The following is a 17,689-nucleotide window of genomic DNA, read 5'->3' as shown; positions in this document are numbered from 1 at the left end:
ACCGGGTGCATCAGCACCGAGCCGGCGTGACCGAGCCGGTCCGCCGCGCGAATCGTGCAGCTCCAGCGCAATTCGTGTGCGTACAGCTTCGCGAACGTCTCTTCCACACATGCATGCCCGACGACGAACGGCGGAATGACGACCTGCGCACCTACCTGCCGCACCGCTTCGCCCAGCGCATGATCCTCGGCCAGGTGATGCGCGAAACGCGTGAGCCCGCCGATGCGTTCGAGCGTCGCGCGCGTGATCGCAATCGTCTGGCCAAAGCATGGCCGCGCGCGCCCGATGAAAAGCCCGGTAATGACGCCCGGCAGGAAATGGTAGTTCGTCATCGCAACGGCGACACCGGGCCAGAAGCCCGGCGATGCGATGCCGCGATACACGCTCGTCACGATGCCGACATCCGGCTGCTGCAGCGCGCCGACGACGGCGCGCAAATAATCGCGCTCGACCAGCACGTCGCTGTCGGCGAGACAGAGCACCGAATACTCCGCGTGTTCGAGCATGTTCACGAGATTGGCGATCTTGCGATTCGGCCCGTATAGCCGCGCATCGGCGACGACCTTGATGTTCGCGTCAGGGTAACGCGCGCGCAGCGCCTCGACGGCCGCGAGGGCCTTGTCGTTCGCATCGTGCACGCCGAACAGGTGCTGGACCGGCCCCGGATAATTCTGCACGAAGAAGCTTTCGAGATGCTGTACGAGTTGCCACTCGTCGCCATGCAGCGGCTTCGCGACGGTAACGCCCGGATAATCGCGCGGCTCGGCCGCCGCCCGGGAAAAGAACCGGCCGACCAGCACGCTGGCCGTGAGCGTGTATGCAATGCCCAGTAACACGCCCAGCCCGCAGACGATCGACATTGCCCCGGCCAGCGCGCGCAGCACATGCAGCAAAACCATGCTTCTCCCCAGTGGTGACCCGTACGACCACGACACCCGGGAGCCGCCGCGCGCACGCGGATTCACCCGTACGCGCCGCCGTATCGATTCCCGTGGAGCCGGATGTGAAGGACGACCAAGCGACGATACGCGCATTCAGATGACACAACTACCGTGCGGCAATCGATTCCTGTCACGCGCACGTAGCCGCATGCAACCGCGGCCCGGAACGCGACGTCGGCAAGCTTGCGGGCCGAAAGGATTGCAGTGGCGACCGCGATGACGACCCAGATACGAAACGTCATCGTGGTGAAAAATGTTTCGGGTACGCGCCAGGCAAGCAACGACACCAGCACGAAACACTGAATGAACATGCCCGCCAGCGCGGCGATCTGCAGGTAGGCGCGCCATCGCTCGCTCGTCGAAGGTGCCATGGTGAAAGAGTCTCCCGTGCGGACGACCGATACGGATCCGAAAGATTCGAAAGGTCGCGTGGGTCAGGATCAGGAACAGCGAAAGTCCGGCGGAGAACGATTGTGGCGACGCCTGCTTAACGTTTCGTTAAGAAAGCGACCGTAGAATCCACCCGACCGATATCGTCCCCGTCGTCCGCAGGAGTCTTCATGTCCACGCCCGCCCGATATGACACCGTTGCGCGCTGGCTGCACTGGCTGATCGTCGCGCTGATCGTCGCGCAATATGCGATCGGCTGGACGATGCCCGACGTGCATCGCGATACGCAGCCCATCGGCCTGATCGCCGCGCACCTCCTCGTGGGCACCGCGCTGCTCGCGGCGATGGCGTGCCGCGTGCTGTGGCGCGTAACGCATCGTCCGCCCGCGAGTGACCTGCCGCCCGCGATGCGCGCGCTGTCGGGTGCAACGCATTTGGCGCTCTACGTGCTGCTGATCGCAGTCCCCCTGCTCGGCTGGATCAACGCGTCGTCGCGCGCATGGAGCGTAACGCTGTTCGGGATCGTGCCGTTGCCCGCGCTGTCGGCGGCTGGCTCCGGATTCGGTCACGCGATGGGCGATGTGCACGGCATCCTCGCCTGGGCACTGTTCGTCGGCATTGGCCTGCACGTCGCAGCCGCGCTGGCGCACCGCTTCGTGCTGCGCGATCAGGTCGTGCAGCGCATGATGCCCTGGTGATCGCGACGCGGGCGGCAGGGCACGCGATCGCACGCAGGCATCCGCTTTCCGCCGAGGCCGATACCGCCGTCGTTCCGGTTCAGCGCGCGATCAGCCTGCCGACCCATCGTGCGCGGCTGGCGAGATGATCGCGCCGCCGCGCGAAGCGACGCGCGATGACGGGCATCGCAGCCGGCGCCCTTCTGCCGCGTCGAGCGTCACGAAGGGCTGCCGGACTGCCGTGCCGCGAACACGACGGCCTGAAGTCGCACAGGACCATATCGACACCTAGTTGCTGGTCTGCGCCGGCATACCGGAGGCCGGTGCGTGCGCGGCGGCCGCCGCCATCCGGGCCCGGTCCTGCTCGGCAAGCATCGCTTCCGCCGCCTGGATGTCCGCCGGATATTCGCCTTCGTCTCCCTTTGCCGGGTCGTACCCGGCTGCTTCCAGGCGGACCAATTCGTCGCGAACCTGTGCGCGCGTCAGCGGCGCAGCCGATTGCGCGAAGGCCGACTGACCGACGATCGCACCGATCATCATCAGTACTGCGATATATGTTTTCATCATGAACTCCTTCAATGTTCCGTAACGATCAACCTTGTTGAATGCCCTGGATGCCTGACCTGCAAATGCAGGCGGCTGCGTCAGCTTCCGAAATAGATCGTGCAGAAGCTCGCAGGGCCGACGCATGCGGCCGAACCCTGGCGCGGCGACATCGTCGCCGGCTTGCCCGCTTCGGATGACGCGGCCGGATTGCTGCCGACCGCCGTGCTGGCCTGATGCTCCGGCATCTGTTCGGCCTGCCGCTGGAACAGCGGGCTCACGTCCGGATACGACGTATCGGTCACGAAGCGCAGCCCGTTGTTTTCGGCGTCGATCAGTTCCTGCCTGACCTGCGCGCGCGTCAGTTCCTGGGCCGACGCTTGCGTCGCGATACCCGCGAGAGAAATCGCCGCCACCGCGGCGGCCACCAGCCAATGCGTGTTCATGTTCCACTCCTTGAGAAGTCATCGAGACGACGTGCTACACCCGTATGACGACGGAGCGCGTGCGTTTATTCCCGCGCGTCGCACAGCGCGAATCACGCGGCTTCTCCGGCGCCGGGAGCGCCTGGCACGGACGTTCATGAAACTGTCATTCTTTCGTCAGCCGGCGTAACCTGACGTAACGCAGCGCCCGCCGCGCTTCGGGCAGACTGATGTCACCCCTTACGGATCGCCCTTCGATCGATCATGTCCGTCGCTTACGACTATGCAGCCGGCCTGCTGCGCACGCTGTACGACCGCCATATCGACGGCGGCGCGGTGCTCGATACAGCCGTGTTTCCCGACGCCGAGCGTTTCGTCCGTGCGTGGACCGACATCCAGGCCGAGGCATTCGCCGTGGCGCGCGACATGCCGCGCATCCCGCGTTTTCACGAGATCATGCGCGAGCAGTACGACATCTCGGCCAACGACGCACGCGACTGGCGGATGTTCATCATGCAGGCGTACGGCCAGCCGTTTCCGCGCAACCTGTCACGCTGCCCGACCGTTGCATCGATCGTCGCGGCATCGCCGGACGTGCTGTCCGCATCGCTGTCGTTCCTCGCGCCCGGCAAGCACATTCCACCGCATCGCGGGCCGTTTCGCGGCATCCTGCGCGGCTATCTCGTGCTGTCGATGCCGAAGCGCGCGGACGGCACGCCGGCCGCCGTACTGAAGGTCGACGGCCGCGAATACCGGCTCGAGGAAGGACGTTTCCTGCTGTGGGACGACACGTTCATGCACGAGGTGTGGAACGACAGCGACGCCGTGCGGATCGTGCTGCTGCTCGATATCCGCCGGCGCGGGATGCCGCGCCTGCTCACGTGGCTGTCGAATGCGGTGATCGGCGTCGTGCGGCTCGGGATCCGGATGCGCGGGCGATCGATTCCGGTTTAACGCGCGTGGCCGGCATGCGCCGGGTGACCCATCGTTGCGCGAATGCCCGCCCTTGTGTCGGGAAGGCGCTCAACGCACTCAGGATGCGGACGCAATCATCAGGACACCTTGCCGGATTCGTCGTCCAGCGCGTAGATGCCGCGTCTGGCGACACACCGGAAAGGCGGGTCGATCGCCCGCACATTCGTCAGTTCCCAGCACACGTATCCGGCACACCATTGCTTGCCTTGCGCGCGGGCTTCATCAGGCGTCCAGTCGTGTACGCCCACGACGTCAACCCACGCGAGCGCGATGCCGTCAGGGTCCTCCTGCCCGTCCTGTCGCAGGAAGATCGTGTTCTGCACCAGCACGAGATCACGCAACGGGATGGCCGGCGGCGCCCACGACCGGATTTCGACCTGCTTCCGGCCCGCGACGATATCGTCGACGGCGGGTTTGACGATCGACAGCGCGGATCGCGGCATGGCAAGTATTTCCTTCATCGGCAAGTGGAGAGCGGGCGACCGTCGATCGGCGCGGCGCGCCGAATGCGGCATGCGATGACGGTTCGGGCAGGATTGTTGCCGATTCGCCAGAACGTGTCGACCGGGCCGGATCGGACCCGCCGGCGCACCGCGACTACGCGATGCCGGCGTTCCGCCCCTGACGAATCGCCTAAACTACAGACCGTCCCCTCCGCGCGGCTCCTGCCAGCCACCGCCATGGCGCACCTCTTCTTCGCCGCCTCGATCCAGCGGCATATCGAAACGCCCGAGCGCGACATCGACGCCCACTCGGTCGGCGAAGCATTCGACACCGTTTTCAGCGAGCAGCCGCGGCTGCGCGGCTACATCCTCGACGACCAGGGTGCGCTGCGCAAACACCTGTCGGTATTCATCGACGGCCATCCGATACGCGACCGGCAACATCTGTCCGACGTGCTCTGCGACGCCAGCCGGGTCTATGTCGTGCAGGCGCTGACGGGCGGATAAGGGGACGTATGCACAAGCACCGACCGCGCACCCAAGCGTCAGGTCGGGCCAACAGGAGACATCGCACATGAACGATCGACTGCTCGTCGCCACCCGCAAGGGCCTGTTCGTCCTGCAGACCGACCGCCACGGCGGCTGGACGCTCGGTGAGCCGCACTTCGCCGGCGAGCCGGTCAGCATGGCGCTCGCCGACCCGCGCGACGGCACGCTGTATGCCGCGCTGAACCTCGGCCATTTCGGCGTCAAGCTGCACCGCCAGCGCGCCGGCGCCGCCGACTGGGAAGAATGCGCGGTGCCCGTCTATCCGCCGCAACCCGCCGACGCCCTACCCGCCAGCGCCGGCATGAATGCCGGCACCGCCGACGCCGACGACGCGCCCCCCGGCCCGCCGCAGCCGCCGTGGACGCTCCAGCAGATCTGGTCGCTCGAAGCAGGCGGCGCCGACGAGCCGGGCGTGCTGTGGGCCGGCACGATTCCCGGCGGGCTGTTCCGCTCCGACGACGGCGGCAGTTCGTGGGGGCTCAACCGGGCATTGTGGGATCGCCCGGAGCGCGCCGAATGGGGCGGCGGCGGATACGATGCGCCGGGCATCCATTCGGTGATGGTCGATCCGCGCGACAGCCGGCACGTGACGGTCGGCATCTCGTGCGGCGGCGTCTGGCAGACCGCTGACGGCGGCACGACGTGGCGTGTGACTGCCGACGGCATGGAAGCCGACTACATGCCGCCCGAGCGGCGCGGCGAACCGAACATGCAGGACCCGCACCGCGTCGTGCAGTGCGCGGCCAACCCGGACGTGCTGTGGACGCAGCATCACTGCGCGATCTTCCGCTCGACCGACGGCGCCGAACACTGGCGGCGGATCGAGGCGCAACCTTCGAGCTTCGGCTTCGCGGTGGCCGTGCACCCGCACGAACCGGACACCGCGTGGTTCGTGCCGGCCGTGAAGGACGCGTGCCGGATTCCGGTGAACGGACGATTCGTCGTCACGCGCACGCGCGACGGCGGGCGCAGTTTCGAGCAATTCACGAACGGGTTGCCGAGTGCGCCGGCGTACGATCTCGTGTATCGGCACGGGCTGGCGATCGATGACACCGGCACGCGCCTCGCGATGGCGTCGACGACCGGCGGGTTATGGACGTCCGACGATGGCGGGGAAAACTGGCAGTTGGTGTCTGCGCATTTGCCGCCGGTTTATTGCGTCACGTTCGGGTGAAGGTTGATGAGCGGGCCGGTTCGCATCCCGTCTGCACAGCCCGCTTCGCCATTCAACGCTCTCCGTCCATCCGCGCCACCGCCACCCGCGTCTGCGCAATCTCCGCCTCGATCCAGTCGAGAAACGACCTGACCTGCGGCTCGCGCTCCCGCCCGGGCCGGCACAGCGCGACGAAACGCGCGCCCTCGATCCGCACCGACGGCTCGATCGGCGTCAACGCCCCGTGCGCGACATGCTCGGCCGCCAGCACCGAGCTGAGCAGCGCGATGCCCTGCCCGTGCAGCACCGCCTGCAGCGCGTAATGCTCGTCGTCGTAATGACGAAACACCGCGCGCTCGAGCCACGCTTCGCGGCCGGCCGCGCGACACCACGACGCCCAGTCGACCGACACCGGCAGCGGCGTATCCCACACGGTCTCGATCAGGTCGAGCGGCGCATCCGTGCGATGCGCATCGAACCCGGCGGCCGCATACGCGCCGAAATACTCGTCGATCAGCGCAATCTCGTGCAGCGCCGGAAACGTGCGCGACGTCGCGCGAATCGCGAGATCGATCCGCGCATCGCGTTCAAGATCCGCGAGCGTATTGCCGGTTTCGACCTTGATGTGCAGTTGCGGATCGATGCGGCGAAACCGGCCGAGACGCGGAATCAGCCACATCGCGGCAAACGCGGGCGTGGTGGTCAGCACGAGCGTGCGCTCGCTGGTCGTTTCGGGCCGCACCGCGTCGAGCCCGCGGCTCAATGCGAGCAGTGCATCGTGACTCGCGCGAAACAGGCGTTCGCCTTCTTCCGTGAGCCGCACGCCGCTCGCACCACGCTCGAACAGCAGCACACCGAGCCGGCTTTCGAGCGACTTGATCTGGTGCGACACGGCGGCCGGCGTCACGGACAGTTCGTCCGCGGCAGCCTTGAACGCGCCAAGCCGTGCCGACGACTCGAATACACGCAATGCAGTCAGGGGAATTTTCGAGAACACGGGGCCTCGCGGGCCGGATCGGGCCGGGTTGAATTCAATTGAATCGGGGTGAGATTAGGTGAATTGAAGCGGGCATGCAACGCGGATAGCCTTGCGGGACGTCGCGGCACGGTGCCGCGGCGCATGGCGTCGAACCGGAGAAACAACGTGCAAGGCCTACCGCGCAGGATCACGCAGGCGGTGCTCTACGAAGCGATCGCGATTTCCTGCATCTCGCCCGCGATCGCGGCGATCTTCCAGCAGGACCTCGTCTATTCGGGCGCGCTGTCGGCGACGATGTCGGCGATCGCGCTGCTGTGGAACATGATCTTCAACGCGCTGTTCGAGCGCTGGGAAGCATCGCGCCGCCAGCCGACACGCACGCTCGGGCGGCGGATCCTGCACGCGACCGGCTTCGAAGGCGGGCTGATCTTCATCCTGGTGCCCGTCGTGGCGTGGTGGCTCGACATCTCGTGGCTCGACGCGTTCGTCGTCGACATCGGGCTGTTCGCGTTCTTCTTCTGCTACGCGTTCGTATTCCAGTGGGCGTTCGATCGCGTGTTCGACGTGCCGGCAGCGACGAAGGAGCAATGAGCCGAGCGCATCACCCGGTGAAATCGGATAGCCGGGAATGACATCAATCGATGCGTTTATTTCGATTTCAAAACCAATTAAAAATTTATTATTTCTACGCCAAACTTTCATAACCCATTACCTTCACAAAGTTAAAATCAACCATAGGGTTTACGTTACATTGCAGCCTCGCAAATTCGACTGCTAATGTAGGTTGACGATTAACACAAGATAATCACCTGCACCCACCCCATATAATCAGCGCAACCGCACGCGCCGACTCAATCGCTAAATCCGCTCTCGAAGCTTCGAGAGCGATTTGCGATGTTCGCAGTTCAATTCCTCAACAAGGAAATCATCATGAACGAAAATCAGGAAAAGCAGGATCTCCCGCTGATCGAATGGATGCAGGAAGACCAGCATGAAGATTGGGTCGAGATGATGAAAGACAGCGCAGTCATTCCATTCGCAACCGCTCTGTGGGCATAAGCGGTCAGCCTCGGATGATGGCGGATCGCAATGATCCGCCATTTTTTGATCCAGAACCTGGATATCCCGGAGAGTGTGATGGAAAAAAGTGTCGAAAATTTCTTTTCGTGCGTCCGCGGACATCCAGCCATGATGCAGAGAAACGCGCCCGGCGCCAATATCCTGGTCGGCTCGGACAAAAGCCAGAAAGATACCGCGCAATCAATCATTCGGCATTGCCCGGAAAAACTGGAATATTCATTCACCTACGTCGAGCTCGACACGGAAAATCACGAGCAGGTCATCCGGGAAATCGACCGATGTGACATGTTCATCTTCATGTACGACTCGTCGATACGTTCCGACATCAATCCGCATGGGCCGTCATTCATCCCGCCCCTCAAGCCGAAAATGGCCGAGCACTGGAAGAAATCGGTATTACTCCGCGAGTACGGTGAATTCTTCAAAGAGGCCTTTTCCGAGAGCATCGACGACATTGCCGCGCGCAACGAACGCATCATTGCGGCAGCGCAACGCGCTCGACGCGTGCAATTTCACGATGGCTTGGGCGGCTCGCTGCACGGAACGCTCGATCAGACCTGGAAAAGCCTGGATGGCCGCAACCACTATGACCTGATGCCAGGCGAAGTGGCGACCCGGGTGCCCGACCTGACCGGCAACGTCGTATTCGGCGGCACCTTCTTGAGCACGGTGCCCTTTGCCATCAAGTACGGTGTCATCGACCCGATATTGCACATCGGGATCGAACGGGGCCGGGTAGTCAGCGTCGAATCGGCCAACCGACAGCTCGAGGACGACATCAAGTTATATCTGGATAAATGCGCGGGAAACCGGATCGTCGAAGAGTTCGGGATTGGTACGAACCTGAACGTCCGGCTGCACGGACGCAATGCGAGTTTCGAAGAACGCCATCCCGGGCTGCACCTCGGCCTCGGCGGCGGTGAACGTGGCAGCCATCATCTGGACCTGGTGTTTTCGTCCGGAACGATTCGGTTCGACGACACCGTCATCTTCGACGGCGCATTCCACGTATAGCGCGCGCCTTCGACGGCACGGCCGGCATCGAAGCACCGACAAGGTGCCGGCCTCGCGATTTCCACCCTCTGCATCCTGCCCGCGCAGGTTCACGTTACGCCTGCCCCGCAAGGTGGCCGCGCACACCAGAGCCGAATCGTCATGGTCGACCTCGAACAGCAACTGCATGTCGCGCAGACGCAATACGCAGGCGCTTCGCATGATCCCGCGCTTCTGCATCGCATCTGCGAATTGCTGACTGCGCTCAGGCGCGAGGAGGACATGCTTCCCTGGGCCGACCGCGCGCTGGCGCTCGATCCGCACGACGCCGTTTTCATGGCACGACGTGCCGATGCGCTCTACCTGCTGGGCCGGTATGTCGAAGCCGCCGATACATGGAAACGCGATCCGTCGCGGCATAAGCGCCCCGAACTCTACCGCTTGCGACTGGGCATGAGCCTGATGATGGCCGGCGATCTCGCGCAGGCCATCCAGTTGCTCGACGAAGCCTTTCGAATGGCCGAATCCGGCCATGCCGAGATGACCGCATCGATCGGATTCGCGATGGGCGAGGCAATGCTCAAGGCCGGCGACCTGCGCGGCTTCGCCTATTGGCGAATGCGCAATGACGTTCCCCGCCTGTCCGCCAACTACCGCCCGATCGACATCCCGACCTGGGACGGTGAATCGGATGTACGCGGCAAGCGTGTCCTGATCACGCATGAACACGGATTCGGCGACAACTTTCTCCTGGCCGCCTGCGTGCCCGATTGGCTGGCTGCAGGCGCGCACGTCATGCTCACCTGCCATCCGCAGAACCATGCGCTGATGCAGGCGTCACTGCCGCATTGCGAGGTCGTCGCCGCACCCAATCCGCTGCGGTTTCATGCGCCATTGCCCCGTGAACTGCAATCATTGGCCGACGGGTTCGCGCCGGACCTGCATGCATCACTGCTCCATTTGCCCATGCTGAAAGCCCGGCAAACGCGCGTGCCGGACCCATGGTTCGCGCCCTATATCCAGGTGCCGCCGCAGAAGCAGCGGATCGCTGCCGAATGGGCCGCGCAACTACGCGACAAGCATCCGGGGAAGCAGCTGATCGGACTGTTTTGGGATTGCGTTCAACGACACTGGCCCGAAAAAGGCGCCATCGTCAGATGCTGGGCCAGCCGCCGCAGCCTGCCGCTCGATGCGATCAACGAGATCGTGGAGCACCCTGCCATGGCGGAATGCCTGCATTTCGTGAATCTGCATCATCCCGCTGCCGCGGCGCTCGCAGGCACGCCGGCCGGCAATGTCAGTCACTACCAGCCTGTGATCCGGGATTTTGGCGACACGGCGGCATGCATGGCTCAACTGGACGCCGTGGTCGCGGTCGATTCAGGCGTCGCCAATCTGGCGGCCATGATGGGCATGCGGACCTGTGTACCGACCCACACCTGTGGCGATTGGCGTTGGGGGGTCGAGGGAAGCACGAGCCCGTGGATCAGGCAGGCGACCGCTTTGCGGCAAACCCGGGAAGGTGACTGGAGCGATGTGGTTCGAAGCATCCAGGCGTGGCTCATGCATGCCGTTGCCTGACTCGAACCGTTCCGTCCGAACAGGCCGAGCAAACACGCCGACGCCCCCTGCATCCCGGGATCTTCCCGAGACGGAGGGGGCGCCAGTCCGTCAAGTCGCGTGCAGACCCGACGATCACTCAATCACGTCGTTCAATGTACGCCGAGATAAGCCTTCACCGCCGGCAGGCCCGGCTTGCCGTCAAGCGTCGTCACGCCCGCGAGCCACTTGTCGAGCGCCTGCGGGTTCGCCTTCAGCCACTCGGCCGCCGCCTTGTTCGGATCTTCCTTGTTCATGATCGGCATCATCACGTGGTTCTCGATCGACGTCGTGAACTGCAGGTTCGACACGAACTTCGCGACGTTCGGGCAGCGCTGCGAGTAGTCGGGCGGCGTCGCCGTCAGCACCTTCGCTTCGCCGTAGTTCGGGCCGAACACGTCGTCGCCGCCGGTCAGGTAGTCAATCTTCATCTGCACGTTCATCGGATGCGGTTCCCAGCCCAGGAACACGATCCACTGCTTGTCGCGGATCGCGCGATTCACCTCGACCAGCATCCCGGCCTCGCTCGACTCGACCATCTTGAACTTGCCGAGGCCGAACTGGTTGCCGTCGATCATCTTCTTGATCAGCAGGTTGCCGTCGTTGCCCGGTTCGATCCCGTAGATCTTGCCGTTCAGCTTGTCCGCGTACTTTTGAATATCCGCGAACGACTTCAGGCCGCCCTGGTACACGTAGTCGGGCACCGCGAGCGTGTATTTCGCACCGGTCAGGTTCGGCGTCGACAGCACCTTGATCTGGCCGGCCTTCGTGAACGGCTGGATGATCGGGTCCATCGTCGGCGACCAGTAGCCGAGGAACACGTCGATCTGCTTGCTCTTGATGCCGGCGAACGTGATCGGCACCGAGGCGATCGTCTTCGTCGGGCTGTAGCCGAGCCCCTGCAGCATCGTCGACGCGAGGCCCGTGGTCGCCGCGATGTCGGACCAGCCGACGTCCGCGAAGCGCACGTTCTTGCACACGGGCGGGTCGGCCGCATACACGGCCGACATCGGCGCGGTTATCCCGATCCCGCACACCGCTGCGATCAATAGGCGCTTCATCTTGCTTCTCCTCAAAGTGATGTCGTTTGCTTGAATGCGGGATCGTTTATTGAAGCCGCGCGCCGCGATCCCGGCGGCGTCGCGGACCATAGGTTCGGTCAGCGCCCCGGCAACCGGCGCTCGTAGCTCGGCGCGTGGCCGAACTGCGCACGGTAGGCCTTGCTGAAATGGCAGGGCGAATGAAAACCGCAGACCGTCGTCACGCGTGCGATCGACGCGTCGGTCGTGCGCAGCAGGTCACGCGCGCGCTTCAGGCGCAGCGTCAGGTAATAGTGGGTCGGCGACACGTTCAGGTACACCTTGAACATGCGCTGCAGATGCCGCTGCGACAGCCGCACGAGCCGCGCGAGCTCCTCGAGCGACAGCGGCTCCTCGATGTTCGCCTCCATCAGCCGCACGACCTCGATCAGCTCCGCGCGCGAGAAGCCGACGCGTGCATCGACCGGAATCGGCTGCGTATCGGTCGAGCTGCGGATGCGCTCGAGGATGAACTGCTCGGACACCTGCGCGGCCAGCTGCTGGCCGAACCGCATCCCGACGAGGTTCAGCATCAGGTCGAGCGGCGCGGTGCCGCCGGTGCAGGTCAGCCGGTCGCGGTCGACGACGAACAGCTCGTCGGCGAAACCGACCTGCGGAAATTCGGAATGCAGCGCGGACAGGTTCTCCCAGTGCACGGTGCAGCGATAGCCGTCGAGCAGCCCGCTCGACATCAGCGCATACGCGCCCGTGCAGATGCCGCCGAGCGGCAGACCACGTTCGGCGAGCGACGCAAGCGTATCGCGTGCGCCCTCGTCGACCACGTCGCGGATGCGGATGCCGCCGCATACGATCATCACGTCGGGCAGGTTCGTGTAGTCGAGCGCCTGCGTAGGCCGTACCGCGATGCCGTTGCTGGCGTGCACCGGACTGCCGTCGAGCGAGTAGATCGACCACTGGTAGTGGTCGGCGCGACCGACGTAGTTCGCCATCCGAAGCACTTCGACCGCGCTCGAAAACGCAATCATCGAGAAGTTCGGCAGCGTCAGGAAGCCGAAATGGGCGAGGGACGAAACCGGTGAAACGCAGGCGGCGGGCGCGACAGCGACGGCGGACGTCACATCGGTCTCCTGGCGAGGAGGTTGCAGGGGGCCAGCCCCGCGGCGCTAGCCGCGGAAGCCGTTATTCATTCTGGGTGAGCGGCCGGGGGTTCCGGCCGCCGGAGGTCAGGCCTGTGCGGGTGCGGCCTTCATGCGAAACAGCTGCTTGAGGCCCGAGAACAGCGGCGCCTTCACGGTGCCCGGCGCACGGCCGAAGCTTTCGGTGATGCGGTCGAGAATGATCGCGAGCAGCACGACCGACAAGCCGCTTTCGAAACCGAGGCCGATGTCGAGGCGCTGGATACTGGCGAGCACGTCGTTGCCGAGGCCGCCCGCGCCGACCATCGACGCAATGATCACCATCGACAGCGCCATCATGATCGTCTGGTTCACGCCCTGCATGATCGACGGCAGCGCATTCGGGAACTGCACCTTGTACAGCAGCTGCCACGGCGTGCAGCCGAAGGCCTGGCCGGCTTCGACGATCTCGCGGTTCACGTGGCGGATACCGAGGCTCGTCAGGCGCACCGCAGGCGGCATCGCGAAGATCACCGTCGACAGGATCCCCGGCACGCGGCCGAGACCGAACAGCATCGCAGCCGGAATCAGGTAGACGAACGCGGGCATCGTCTGCATCAGGTCGAGGATCGGGCGCACGATCGCGGCGACCCACTTGCTCTTCGCGGCCCAGATGCCGAGCGGGATGCCGAGCACGAGGCTGATGATCGTCGACGACAGCGTGAGGCCGAGCGTGATGACCGTCTGGTCCCAGAAGCCCGTCGCGAAGATCAGCAGCAGCGACGCGGTGGTGAACAGCGCGAAACGCCAGCCCACCCGCCACAGCCCGACGCCGATGAAGATGGCCATCATCATCCACATCGGGATCGCCTGCAGGCCGTGCTCGACGAATGCCGCGAGCCCCTCGATCGCCTGGCCGATCGTGTCGAACGTCTTGGCGTCGTGGTCGAGCAGGTAGTGAACGGACTGGTCGACCCAGGTACCGAGCGGAATCATTTCAGACATGGGAACCTCGCGAACGCGTGATGGCCTTCAGGATGAGCGCACGATCGACCGAGCCGCAGTAGCAGCCGTCGTCGTCGACGACCGGCAGTGCATTCGGGCTCGCGACCACACGCGCGACGACATGTTCGAGCGACGCATCGCGGCGGATGGATTCGATCGGGCTCACGGACGGCGTCGCCTGACCGATCGCATCGCGCGTGACGAAGCCGCGGATCTTGCGTTGCGCATCGAGCACGAATGCATAGTCGGCACTGCCGTTCAGCGTCGCCGCGACGTTCGCGGCATCGCACTTCGATACGATCGGCACGGCGCCCGTCTGCATCAGGTCGCCAGCCGTCAGGTAGCGGCTGGTGTCGATGCCGTCGAAGAACGCGCGCACGTAATCGTCGGCCGGGTTCGCGATGATGTCCTGCGGCGTACCGACCTGCACGAGCCGGCCGCCTTCCATGATCGCGATGCGGTTGCCGATGCGCAGCGCCTCTTCCAGATCGTGCGACACGAACATGATCGTGCGGCGCTGCTCCTTCTGCAGTTGCAGCAGCACATCCTGCATTTCGCGACGCTTGAGCGGATCGAGTGCGGAGAACGCCTCGTCCATGATCATCAGCGACGGGTTCACGGCCAGCGCGCGGGCGAGGCCGACGCGCTGCTGCATCCCGCCCGACAGCTCGGACGGCAGCTTCTGCGAGAACGGTGCGAGACCGACCTGCTCGAGCACTTCCATCGCGCGGCGCTCGCGTTCCTTCTTGCTGACACCCGCGACTTCGAGGCCGAATGCGGCGTTCGACACCACGGAGCGATGCGGCATCAGCGCGAACGACTGGAACACCATGCTCATGTCCTTGCGGCGCAGCGCGGTCAGCGCCGAGCGGCGCGCCGACGCGACGTCGAGCCCGTCGATCATCACCTTGCCGGCGCTTGGATCGACCAGCCGGTTCACGAGGCGGATCAGCGTCGACTTGCCGGAGCCGGACAGGCCCATCAGCACGAAAATTTCGCCTTCCTGCACATCGAAGGAGACGTTGTGCACGCCGACGACCTGACCGGTGCGCTTGAGCACATCGTCTTTCGTCGCGCCGGCGGCGAGCATGTCGAGCGCCTGCTGCGGGTTGCTTCCAAACACCTTGCACAGACCTTCGACCACGACCTTGGGGGCATCCATCGAAACCTTCTCCTCGTGTAGCGGGGACTCGCGCTTGTCATAGCGTGCCTACATAGTTGCCAGAAAAAACCCCGACCTGCCGACGAATTACGACAAACGCTTGCGCAAATACGACACGGCCTCCAGCCCCGCCGGGCGGGCCGCGGCACGCGGCGGCACCCGATTGCGGCGGCGCAATACGCGCACGGCCAACAACGGCGGCCATCGCGCGCCGGACTTGTGCGCAGCAGCGCAGCGCATTTCGCGCCGCGCTTTGCGCCAATTCGCATCGGGCACGCGTCGCTTTACGACAATTTCACGTCCGATCACGCGTCGCTCTGCTCAGACGAAAGCGCAGCGCATCCACCAGTAAAAAGCATGACCGTGCAAAAAGCCGCGCGGCGACACCGGACGGTGCACGCCGCGATACCGCGCCAACCCGGAAAATCCGCGACAGCCGCTGTGATACATTCCCCGCCAACAGGCTGATCGCGACGCAGGCCGCCATGGCGGCCACCGTGGTCAGCAGCGCATGCCGGTTCGCCTGCCGGCCATGCCGATACCGCCTCGATCGGCAAACATCCGATCGCAGGCCGATAACGATACGAGAGAGGGAGCAAGGCGAGATGAACTGGGCTTTTACCGCAATCGGCTTCATCGTGGGCGGGATTGCCGCATTGATCGGGGATTTCTCCGCCATCACCGGCGCAGTGCTCGGCGCCGCGATCGGGTTCTGCCTCGACAACACGCTGCAACAGCGCAAGCGCAAAGCCAAGGGCGCAACACCGGACACGGTCGCGATGCAGGCGCCGCCCGCCCAGCCGCCGGTTCCGCTGGCCGAGCGCGTCGCGCGCCTCGAAGCGACCGTCGAGACGCTGACGCGCGAAGTAGCGTCGTTGCGCGGCCAGCTGGCCGGCGCGAAGGCCGGCTCGGCCACGACGGACGCGACCGTGCACGCGCCCACCGTCACTGCCTCTGGCACCCCATCCGCACCCGTCCCGCCTTCGACCGCCCTGCCGCCGCGCGCGCCTGCCCAGCCGGCCGCTGCACGCGCAGACGCACCGGCGTCCGCCTCGGCACCGGCTCCCGCATCTGTTCACGCCGCCACGCCGGCACCGACACCGGCCGCCACGATCCGCGCGAGCGAAACGCCTGCCGCGCCGGCGCCCGCACCGTCGGTTCCGCCCGCGCCGCCCAAACCGCGCGAACCCGACCTCGTCGAGCGCGCATTCCGCGCCGCACGCGACTGGCTGCTCGGCGGCAACACGGTCGTGCGCGTCGGGATCATCGTGCTGTTCTTCGGTGTCGCGTTCCTGCTCAAGTACGCAGCCGACAACAACATGCTGCCGATCGAATTCCGCCTCGCAGGCACCGCGCTCGCCGCGGCCGCGCTGCTCGCGATCGGCTGGCGCGTGCGTGCGCGCCGCGCGGCGTACGGGCTCATACTGCAGGGCGGCGGTGTCGGCATCCTGTACCTGACGATCTTCGCCGCGACCAAGCTTTACGCGCTGCTGCCCGTCGGCGCCGCGTTCCCGCTGATGGTCGCGGTATGCGCGCTGAGCGCATTCCTCGCGGTGCGGCAGAACGCACTGCCGCTCGCGTTCATGGGCACCGCCGGCGGCTTTCTCGCACCGGTGCTGCTGTCGACCGGCCAGGGCAACCATGTCGCGCTGTTCAGCTACTACGCGCTGCTGAACGCGGGCATCTTCGCGATCGCCTGGTTCAAGGCCTGGCGTCCGCTGAACCTGCTCGGCTTCGTGTTCACGTTCACGATCGGCTCGGCGTGGGGCGTGACGGCCTACCGCCCCGCGCTGTTCGCGAGCACCGAGCCGTTCCTCATCCTGTTCTTCCTGATGTATGTCGGCATCGCGCTGCTGTATGCGGTGAAGCGCGAGCTCGCGCTGCGGCACTACGTGGACGGCACGCTCGTGTTCGGCACGCCGATCGTCGCGACCGCACTGCAGGCGTCGCTCGTGAAGGACATGCCGTTCGGGCTCGCGTGGAGCGCCGTCGCGCTGTCGGCGTTCTACGTCGTGGTCACCGCGTGGCTCGCGCGGCGCCGCGACCGCCTCGCGCTGCTGTTCGAATCCACGCTCGCGCTCGCGGTGATCTTCGCGACGCTGGCCGTGCCGCTCGCGTTCTCCGGCCCGACGACCAGCGCCGCGTGGGCGATCGAAGGCGCGGCCGTCGTCTGGCTCGGCGTGCGCGAGAAGCGCATGCTGCGGTTCGGCTTCGGCCTGCTGATGCAGGTCGCCGCCGCCGGTGCATTCTTCACGAGCCTGCTCGGGCCGGCCGACGCCACCGCGCTGCCGGTGCTCAACAGCCCGTATATCGCGATGCTGCTGATCGCGCTCGCCGGCCTGTTCACCGGCTGGTGGCTGCACGGGCGCGGCCAAGCGCGCGCGTGGCATGCGTGGATGCCCGAGATCGGCGCCGCCGCCGCTGCGTGGGGGCTGCTGTGGTGGGTGAGCGGCGGGCTGCACGAGATCCTCGTCTACGCGAGCCGTCACGTCGACCTGCATGCCGACCGCTTCGTCGTCGATACGACCGCGCTGTTCGCGGCCGGCACCGCGTGGCTCGCGCATATCGCGCGCCGCCGGCTGGCGTGGCCGCTCGCCGAATGGCCCGCGCTCGCGCTGAA

General features: G+C 65.4%; 18 protein-coding genes and 1 pseudogene. 9 read left to right on the top strand and 10 right to left on the bottom strand.

What is annotated here, in order from left to right; all coding sequences use genetic code 11:
- Nucleotides 1-899: bacteriohopanetetrol glucosamine biosynthesis glycosyltransferase HpnI (gene hpnI, locus G3N99_RS18000; RefSeq protein ID WP_206123078.1), on the bottom strand; the 899-nt coding region annotated here is incomplete at its 3' end.
- Nucleotides 900-961: 62 nt separating this feature from the next.
- A complete protein-coding gene (locus G3N99_RS17995; protein WP_206123077.1) occupies nt 962-1,312 on the bottom strand; it encodes a hypothetical protein in 351 nt (116 codons plus the stop codon).
- A gap of 189 nt (nt 1,313-1,501) precedes the next feature.
- Between G3N99_RS17995 and G3N99_RS17990 the strand changes: the two genes are divergently transcribed.
- The gene (locus G3N99_RS17990; RefSeq protein ID WP_206123076.1) at nt 1,502-2,029 is read left to right on the top strand and encodes a cytochrome b; all 528 of its coding nucleotides are present in this window, start codon (nt 1,502-1,504) and stop codon (nt 2,027-2,029) included.
- Between the two features lie 267 nt (nt 2,030-2,296).
- On the opposite strand, the gene G3N99_RS17985 is transcribed toward G3N99_RS17990, so the two are convergent.
- Together G3N99_RS17985 and G3N99_RS17980 are read right to left on the bottom strand one after the other, a co-directional pair.
- Nucleotides 2,297-2,572 carry a DUF4148 domain-containing protein gene (locus tag G3N99_RS17985; RefSeq protein WP_206123080.1) on the bottom strand — a complete coding sequence of 92 codons (276 nt, stop codon included), beginning with the start codon at nt 2,570-2,572 and terminating at the stop codon, nt 2,297-2,299.
- An 80-nt stretch (nt 2,573-2,652) separates the two neighbouring features.
- Nucleotides 2,653-2,997 (bottom strand): DUF4148 domain-containing protein, encoded by a 345-nt coding sequence (locus G3N99_RS17980; protein ID WP_206123075.1) that lies wholly within the window; start codon nt 2,995-2,997, stop codon nt 2,653-2,655.
- Nucleotides 2,998-3,240: 243 nt separating this feature from the next.
- Between G3N99_RS17980 and G3N99_RS17975 the strand changes: the two genes are divergently transcribed.
- Entirely contained in the window at nt 3,241-3,930 is a 690-nt protein-coding gene (locus G3N99_RS17975) for an aspartyl/asparaginyl beta-hydroxylase domain-containing protein (protein WP_174936248.1), read from the top strand.
- 98 nt (nt 3,931-4,028) lie between these two features.
- Here the strand turns inward: G3N99_RS17975 and G3N99_RS17970 are convergent, their stop codons facing one another.
- Nucleotides 4,029-4,394, bottom strand: a complete 366-nt coding sequence (locus G3N99_RS17970) for an ASCH domain-containing protein (RefSeq protein WP_206123074.1) — start codon at nt 4,392-4,394, stop codon at nt 4,029-4,031.
- Between the two features lie 237 nt (nt 4,395-4,631).
- Between G3N99_RS17970 and G3N99_RS17965 the strand changes: the two genes are divergently transcribed.
- Both G3N99_RS17965 and G3N99_RS17960 read left to right on the top strand, forming a co-directional pair.
- Nucleotides 4,632-4,901, top strand: coding sequence for a MoaD/ThiS family protein (locus G3N99_RS17965; RefSeq protein ID WP_206123079.1), 270 nt, complete (start codon nt 4,632-4,634; stop codon nt 4,899-4,901).
- Between the two features lie 67 nt (nt 4,902-4,968).
- Nucleotides 4,969-6,117 (top strand): exo-alpha-sialidase, encoded by a 1,149-nt coding sequence (locus G3N99_RS17960; RefSeq protein ID WP_206123073.1) that lies wholly within the window; start codon nt 4,969-4,971, stop codon nt 6,115-6,117.
- Nucleotides 6,118-6,169: 52 nt separating this feature from the next.
- On the opposite strand, the gene G3N99_RS17955 is transcribed toward G3N99_RS17960, so the two are convergent.
- Complete coding sequence (locus G3N99_RS17955; RefSeq protein ID WP_206123072.1) at nt 6,170-7,093, bottom strand: LysR substrate-binding domain-containing protein; 924 nt, start codon at nt 7,091-7,093, stop codon at nt 6,170-6,172.
- A gap of 147 nt (nt 7,094-7,240) precedes the next feature.
- On the opposite strand from G3N99_RS17955, the gene G3N99_RS17950 reads away from it, so the two are divergent.
- From G3N99_RS17950 to G3N99_RS17940, 4 genes are all read left to right on the top strand, one after another.
- Nucleotides 7,241-7,666, top strand: coding sequence for a PACE efflux transporter (locus tag G3N99_RS17950; protein ID WP_206123071.1), 426 nt, complete (start codon nt 7,241-7,243; stop codon nt 7,664-7,666).
- A 339-nt stretch (nt 7,667-8,005) separates the two neighbouring features.
- Nucleotides 8,006-8,134: a hypothetical protein gene (locus G3N99_RS42385; RefSeq protein ID WP_021163990.1), complete on the top strand. Its 129-nt coding sequence runs from the start codon at nt 8,006-8,008 to the stop codon at nt 8,132-8,134.
- Between the two features lie 30 nt (nt 8,135-8,164).
- Complete coding sequence (locus tag G3N99_RS17945; RefSeq protein ID WP_206123070.1) at nt 8,165-9,169, top strand: leucyl aminopeptidase; 1,005 nt, start codon at nt 8,165-8,167, stop codon at nt 9,167-9,169.
- A 141-nt stretch (nt 9,170-9,310) separates the two neighbouring features.
- The gene (locus G3N99_RS17940) at nt 9,311-10,729 is read left to right on the top strand and encodes a tetratricopeptide repeat protein (protein WP_206123069.1); all 1,419 of its coding nucleotides are present in this window, start codon (nt 9,311-9,313) and stop codon (nt 10,727-10,729) included.
- Nucleotides 10,730-10,860: 131 nt separating this feature from the next.
- On the opposite strand, the gene G3N99_RS17935 is transcribed toward G3N99_RS17940, so the two are convergent.
- From G3N99_RS17935 to G3N99_RS17920, 4 genes and pseudogenes are all read right to left on the bottom strand, one after another.
- Nucleotides 10,861-11,808 carry a choline ABC transporter substrate-binding protein gene (locus G3N99_RS17935; RefSeq protein ID WP_174936234.1) on the bottom strand — a complete coding sequence of 316 codons (948 nt, stop codon included), beginning with the start codon at nt 11,806-11,808 and terminating at the stop codon, nt 10,861-10,863.
- Nucleotides 11,809-11,906: 98 nt separating this feature from the next.
- Nucleotides 11,907-12,905 carry a GlxA family transcriptional regulator gene (locus tag G3N99_RS17930; RefSeq protein WP_174936232.1) on the bottom strand — a complete coding sequence of 333 codons (999 nt, stop codon included), beginning with the start codon at nt 12,903-12,905 and terminating at the stop codon, nt 11,907-11,909.
- Between the two features lie 105 nt (nt 12,906-13,010).
- On the bottom strand, nt 13,011-13,907 hold the full coding sequence (gene choW / locus G3N99_RS17925) for a choline ABC transporter permease subunit (protein WP_174936231.1): 897 nt from the start codon (nt 13,905-13,907) through the stop codon (nt 13,011-13,013).
- A pseudogene (locus G3N99_RS17920) lies at nt 13,900-15,191 on the bottom strand (glycine betaine/L-proline ABC transporter ATP-binding protein); the annotation flags it as partial. The pseudogene G3N99_RS17920 and the gene choW, both read right to left, overlap by 8 nt.
- Nucleotides 15,192-15,674: 483 nt before the next feature.
- Between G3N99_RS17920 and G3N99_RS17915 the strand changes: the two are divergent.
- The coding region (locus tag G3N99_RS17915; protein WP_206123068.1) for a DUF2339 domain-containing protein at nt 15,675-17,689 on the top strand (2,015 nt) is incomplete at its 3' end.

The organism is Burkholderia sp. Ac-20392 (genome assembly GCF_017104585.1).
In the GTDB taxonomy this organism is placed as follows: Bacteria; Pseudomonadota; Gammaproteobacteria; order Burkholderiales; family Burkholderiaceae; genus Burkholderia; species Burkholderia lata.
This window is presented reverse-complemented; position numbering and strand designations above follow the sequence as displayed.

What these genes read in the sequence shown, in the direction of transcription:
- G3N99_RS17985 (WP_206123080.1), bottom strand. Translation starts at nt 2,572, where the DNA reads ATGAAAACATATATCGCAGTACTGATGATGATCGGTGCGATCGTCGGT.
- choW (WP_174936231.1), bottom strand. Translation starts at nt 13,907, where the DNA reads ATGTCTGAAATGATTCCGCTCGGTACCTGGGTCGACCAGTCCGTTCAC.
- G3N99_RS17945 (WP_206123070.1), top strand. Translation starts at nt 8,165, where the DNA reads ATGATCCGCCATTTTTTGATCCAGAACCTGGATATCCCGGAGAGTGTG.
- G3N99_RS17940 (WP_206123069.1), top strand. Translation starts at nt 9,311, where the DNA reads ATGGTCGACCTCGAACAGCAACTGCATGTCGCGCAGACGCAATACGCA.
- G3N99_RS17995 (WP_206123077.1), bottom strand. Translation starts at nt 1,312, where the DNA reads ATGGCACCTTCGACGAGCGAGCGATGGCGCGCCTACCTGCAGATCGCC.
- G3N99_RS42385 (WP_021163990.1), top strand. Translation starts at nt 8,006, where the DNA reads ATGAACGAAAATCAGGAAAAGCAGGATCTCCCGCTGATCGAATGGATG.
- G3N99_RS17965 (WP_206123079.1), top strand. Translation starts at nt 4,632, where the DNA reads ATGGCGCACCTCTTCTTCGCCGCCTCGATCCAGCGGCATATCGAAACG.
- G3N99_RS17980 (WP_206123075.1), bottom strand. Translation starts at nt 2,997, where the DNA reads ATGAACACGCATTGGCTGGTGGCCGCCGCGGTGGCGGCGATTTCTCTC.
- G3N99_RS17935 (WP_174936234.1), bottom strand. Translation starts at nt 11,808, where the DNA reads ATGAAGCGCCTATTGATCGCAGCGGTGTGCGGGATCGGGATAACCGCG.
- G3N99_RS17990 (WP_206123076.1), top strand. Translation starts at nt 1,502, where the DNA reads ATGTCCACGCCCGCCCGATATGACACCGTTGCGCGCTGGCTGCACTGG.
- G3N99_RS17960 (WP_206123073.1), top strand. Translation starts at nt 4,969, where the DNA reads ATGAACGATCGACTGCTCGTCGCCACCCGCAAGGGCCTGTTCGTCCTG.
- G3N99_RS17970 (WP_206123074.1), bottom strand. Translation starts at nt 4,394, where the DNA reads ATGCCGCGATCCGCGCTGTCGATCGTCAAACCCGCCGTCGACGATATC.
- G3N99_RS17975 (WP_174936248.1), top strand. Translation starts at nt 3,241, where the DNA reads ATGTCCGTCGCTTACGACTATGCAGCCGGCCTGCTGCGCACGCTGTAC.